Source organism: Bradyrhizobium sp. (genome assembly GCF_016462955.1).
Taxonomy (GTDB): Bacteria; Pseudomonadota; Alphaproteobacteria; order Rhizobiales; family Xanthobacteraceae; genus Bradyrhizobium.
The window spans coordinates 1-2681 of record NZ_JAEMSD010000246.1; the positions used below are offsets into that span (position 1 = coordinate 1).

1 protein-coding gene and 1 pseudogene are annotated in these 2681 nt (G+C 63.8%); both read right to left on the bottom strand.

What is annotated here, in order from left to right:
- Positions 1–1322: pseudogene (locus JHD07_RS22890) on the bottom strand (hypothetical protein); the annotation flags it as partial.
- Positions 1323–1492: 170 nt separating this feature from the next.
- Positions 1493–2681 (bottom strand): 2-isopropylmalate synthase (locus JHD07_RS22895; protein WP_291626139.1); only part of this gene is annotated, 1189 nt, incomplete at its 5' end.

Genomic DNA, 2681 nt, shown 5'->3' on the forward strand with positions numbered 1-2681 from the left:
GTGGAGGAGATCGTGCCGTCGTTGTTGACCGTGAACGTGCCGGAAGTGCCGGACACCAGGTTGGAGATCTTCACCGCGTCCTTGGTCGCGGTGATGGTCGCGCCCACCTCGTTGTTGATGGTGAAGCTGCCGCTCGCCGAGCCGCTGGTGTAAACGGCGCGGTTAGTGCCGGTGATGGTGCCGAGATTGTCGATCAGCGCGCCGGGCGTCGTGCTGCCGCCGATCCAGGTCACCGGCGTCGACGCGGACAATGTCGCACCGGCGAGGACGGTGAGATGATCGTCGTTGGCGAGTGTGATCGGCGTCGACGAGTTTCCGGAGACGATACTGCCGTCGTCGTTGAGCAAGGTGCCGGTCGCCGTGGCCGTGCCGATCGTGACCGTGGCCGAGGGATTGCTGGCGCCGGTCAGCGTCAGGGTGAAGCTTTCGTCGGGCTCCGCGACCGTGTCGCCGGAGATCGTGATGGTGATCGTGGCCGAGTTCGCGCCGTCGGCGATGCTGCCGGTGAACGTTGGGTTGGGCAGCGTGCCGCCAAAGTCTGCAGCATCGGTCGCGCCGGCGGCAAAACTGCCGGAGAAGCTGATCGCACCGGTCGTACCGCCGCTACGCACGACCGTGAAGGTCAGGACCTTGGTGCCATTATTGCCTTCTGTCACCGACACGCTCGCCGGCGAGAACGAGATCGTCTGCGCGGCGGGCGCGGCAACGGTGAAGACCGTCGTCGGGAACGGCGCGTCCGGCGCGGTGCCGTCGGTGCTCTGGTTGCCGCTGCCGTTCTGGGTCTTCCAGTTGGCGGTATTGCCGATTGCGGCAAGGTAATCGGCAAAGCTGGCGAGGCCAGAGCGCGGTCCGTTGTAGCCCATGATGTCGAGGCCGCCGGTGAAACCAATGGCGGTCTGGCCGGCCACGAGACCGGTGCCGGTCAGCGTGCCGTCGGACGTACCGAAGCCAACGTTGGAGATCGCGGCCAGGAAGGTCGGCGAACTGGCCGATCCGATATAGGCGTAGACCACCTCGCTGTCGTTGGACAGGCCCGTATTGTTCGCGTTGGTAAAGGTGACCGTGCCGGCGCTGGCGCCAAACGTGCCGTTGCCGATGTTGTTGATGTCGATGACGGTGCCGGCGGGAATCGCGCTGGTCGCGGTCCAGGCAACGGTGCTTTCCGAATTGCTGCCCGAGGCAAAGTTGGTACCGTTCCAGTTGCTGTCGGTGAAGTTGATCACCGTGCCCTGTGGAATGTCGGTCAGGGCAACGAAGGACAGATTGTCGTTGCCGTCGCCGTTGTAACCGGTGAAAGCGATGGAACCAGCACTCAAGGCCATTTCAAATTCTCCAGCGGCGGGGCAAGGCGCGCGACGCTGAGGTTAATGAAATGTTAACGTGACATGTTAATAACATATTTATTGCGATACAGGTCAGTTGCGCAAATGCAGGCGCAAAAGAAAGGGACGCGGCGCCATGGCGCCGCGTCCCATACCGTCCGGGATTGCGGTCAGCTCGCAGCGGCCGTCGTGACCGTGTCGCGCTGGCGCTTCATGACGATCTTGTTCAGAGCGCCGAGATAGGCCTTGGCCGAGGCCACCAGCGTATCCGGATCCGCCGCACGCGCGGTCATCGAACGGCCCTCCTGCGACAGCCGCACTGAGACTTCGGCCTGCGCGTCGGTGCCTTCGGTCACGGCATGGACCTGGTACAGTTCGAGCTTCGCCTCATGCGGGACCAGGCGCTTGATGCAGTTGAACACCGCATCGACCGGACCGTTGCCCTCGGCTTCCTCGATCTTGATCTGGCCGTCGACGTCGAGCTTCATGGTGGCACGCTGCGGGCCATGCGTGCCCGCGATCACCGTCAGCGAGGTCAGCTTGATGCGATCGTGCGAGGCCGCCATCTCCTCGTCGACCAGCGCCTCGATGTCCTCGTCGTAGATGTCCTTCTTGCGGTCGGCCAGCGCCTTCATCCGCGTGAACGCGTCTTCCAGCTGGTTCGGGCCGAGCTTGTAGCCCATCTCCTCGAGCTTGTGCACGAAGGCGTGACGGCCGGAATGCTTGCCGAGCACCAGCGAGGACTGCTTCAGGCCGACCATCTCGGGCCGCATGATCTCGTAGGTGGAGGCGTCCTTCAGCACGCCGTCCTGGTGGATGCCGCTCTCATGCGCGAAGGCGTTCCGGCCGACGATGGCCTTGTTGTACTGGACAGGAAACGAGGTCGCCGCCGACACCACCTTCGAGGCGCGCGTGAGCTGCGTGGTGTCGATCCTGTTCCAGTACGGGAATTTGTCGTTGCGAACGTTGATCGCCATCACGATCTCTTCGAGCGCGGCGTTGCCGGCGCGTTCGCCGATGCCGTTGATGGTGCATTCGACCTGGCGCGCGCCGCCGACGATGCCGGCCAGCGAGTTCGCGACCGCCATGCCGAGGTCGTTATGGCAATGCACGGAGAACACGGCCTTGTCGGAGTTTGGCACGCGCTCGATCAGAGTCTTCATGAAGTGGGTGTATTCCTCCGGCACCGTGTAGCCGACCGTGTCGGGGATGTTCACGGTGGTGGCACCGGCCTTGATGACGGCTTCCACGATGCGGCAGAGATAATCCATCTCGCTGCGGGTGCCGTCCTCGGCCGACCATTCGACGTCGTCGATCTGGTTGCGGGCACGCGCGACCATGGCGACCGAGGTCTCGATC